This is a genomic window from Nocardia sp. NPDC058666 (assembly GCF_042714895.1).
Classification (GTDB): Bacteria; Actinomycetota; Actinomycetes; order Mycobacteriales; family Mycobacteriaceae; genus Nocardia.
This window is the reverse complement of sequence record NZ_JBHXRY010000058.1, coordinates 1-1,976: the sequence shown is the minus strand read 5'-3', so window position 1 is coordinate 1,976 and position 1,976 is coordinate 1. Positions and strand designations below refer to the sequence as shown.

3 protein-coding genes are annotated in these 1,976 nt (G+C 70.6%); 1 reads left to right on the top strand and 2 read right to left on the bottom strand.

Annotated features, from left to right (window positions below; translation table 11 throughout):
- Positions 1 to 368 (top strand): hypothetical protein (locus tag ACFWVD_RS28390; RefSeq protein ID WP_379247941.1); only part of this gene is annotated, 368 nt, incomplete at its 5' end.
- Between the two features lie 7 nt (positions 369 to 375).
- On the opposite strand, the gene ACFWVD_RS28385 is transcribed toward ACFWVD_RS28390, so the two are convergent.
- Positions 376 to 1,218: a hypothetical protein gene (locus ACFWVD_RS28385; RefSeq protein ID WP_030389525.1), complete on the bottom strand. Its 843-nt coding sequence runs from the start codon at positions 1,216 to 1,218 to the stop codon at positions 376 to 378.
- A 97-nt stretch (positions 1,219 to 1,315) separates the two neighbouring features.
- Positions 1,316 to 1,976 (bottom strand): flavin reductase family protein (locus ACFWVD_RS28380; protein ID WP_379247939.1); only part of this gene is annotated, 661 nt, incomplete at its 5' end.

The window sequence follows — 1,976 nt, the reverse complement described above, 5'->3', positions numbered from 1 at the left end:
GGTCGGGACAGGGCGATGTCGAGGTACGCCTGCGCCCGGCCGGCGGGTCCTCGGTGCCGGTGGCCCGGGCCCGCGCCACGGCCGCCTGCGGCCGGTTCGGCCAGCACGTCCTCGCGGGCACGGTGTGGAGCGCACCCTCGGGGCGGCCCTACCTGCTCGCCGCGGGCAGCCGCGAGGTCGCCGAGATCGACGCCACCGGTCCCGTACGCGCCCACGCCTCGGGCCGCTCCCTGACCGCACCGGCACCGGCGCCTGCACCTGCACCTGCACCTGCTCCCGCACCGGCCGCCCGGCCCGCGTTGACCGCGCGGCTGCACAGCGGAGCCGTCATCACGGGCCTGGACGGCGACCGCGGAGGGCGGGACTAGGAGCGCCCTACGGCCGTTCGAAGAACTGGAGGACGCCGCCGATCGAGAAGCTGATGGCGCCGGTCAGTGTGCCCCAGTTGGCGATGCCGACATTGACCAGGTCGCCGGTGCCGGGGCGGGTGAAGGCGGCCACGGCCGAGACCATGAAGAGCAGAGAGCCGATCTGGTTCACCGCGACGATCCACCACCCGAGGCTGCGCGAGCGGAAGCAGATCCGGGAGCGATGGCAGATCTCGACGAACGCCAGATGCCCCGAGATCAGGAACAGCACGCACCCGATGACGTCGGGGGTCCAGATCAGCCGGTTGACCTGCTGGACGGTGAGGCCCTGCAGGAAGGAGTCGAACAGGTTGATGCCGAAGACCAGTGTTCCGACGAACAGAACGAACGTGCTCAGCCAGTCCAGCCGCATCGGCTCGTACCCCCACCACCTCCAGTCGGCCGTGCCGAGGAACCGGCCATCGGGAGCGTGGCGGGGCGCGTTCAGCACCTGGAGGAGCGAGGCGTAGCCCCCGGTGTTGAAGAACAGTCCCCCGGCGAAGTACACGCAGGCGCTCTGGAACGGATCACCCGCGCCGAACTGGGCGAGGGCCGCCCCGATCGCGAAGAGCGCCCCGCCGATGACGAACGCGCTCGAGGCGATGGCGTTGAGCCTGCGCAGCCGGTGCAGTGCCTGCGGACCGGCGGGCGAGGGCCGGTCGGCCGTGTCCCCCGGGCCCCGGACCGACAGCGTGCCGCGCCTGCGCGCCAGCCGCGAGTCCCAGACCACCGTCTCCCCTTGGGGGCGCTGCCAGGTGAGCCGGGTGGTGAACGGTCCTGCGCCTTCGACGCGCTGCTCGGGCTGTCCCACGTCCTGAGCCTAGTGTCGGGGGCGGCTCCGGCCGGTGAGCGAAACGTACCTGCCGCAAGGCGATCCGACGCGTGCCGAGCCGAGCCGGTTGCACCCGCTACCTCGTGACGCGGTCCGTCGCGCGGTGCGGCATGTTCCAGCCCTTGGCGAGCTTCGACGGGCGGAGACTGGTTCCGCCTCCGAAGAACTCACAGAACTTCATGATCAGCGGATCCCAGCCGACCGGATCCATGTAGTGGGTTCCCGGGATGACCAGTTCCTCGTCCACATGGGCGCGGAGCACCTCGACCTGGAAGGCGGTGGCGTCCGTATCGCCGCCGCCGAAGGGGTGCGCCGAGACGGTCCTGCACTCCAGTTGGACGGGGCACTCCGCGACCCTGGGGGCCCGTACCAGGTCAGATGCCTGCTCGGTCAGCCCTGCGGCCGCGAACTTGTCCGGCTCGTACCGGTAGCCCTGCTTCGTCTTGTAGTCGGGCATGTCAGGCTTCCCGGTGGTGAGCGCGATCCGGTCGACGGCATCGGCCATCGCCGACGAGGGCAGGTTGAGCACGCACTCGCCCTCCCGCAGCAGGTTCGCGGTCGTCCGGGCGTTGTTGCCCAGCCCGAGCATGCAGTACCGGCCGAGCCACCATGCGGAGGACATCGGCGCCAGGTTCGCCGTCCCGTCCTCGTTGCGTGAACTGATCAACACCACCGGAGTTCCGAAGTACAGGACCTTGAGCCCGGGGACCACGTGCATCTGCTGCGCCTTTCGAGGG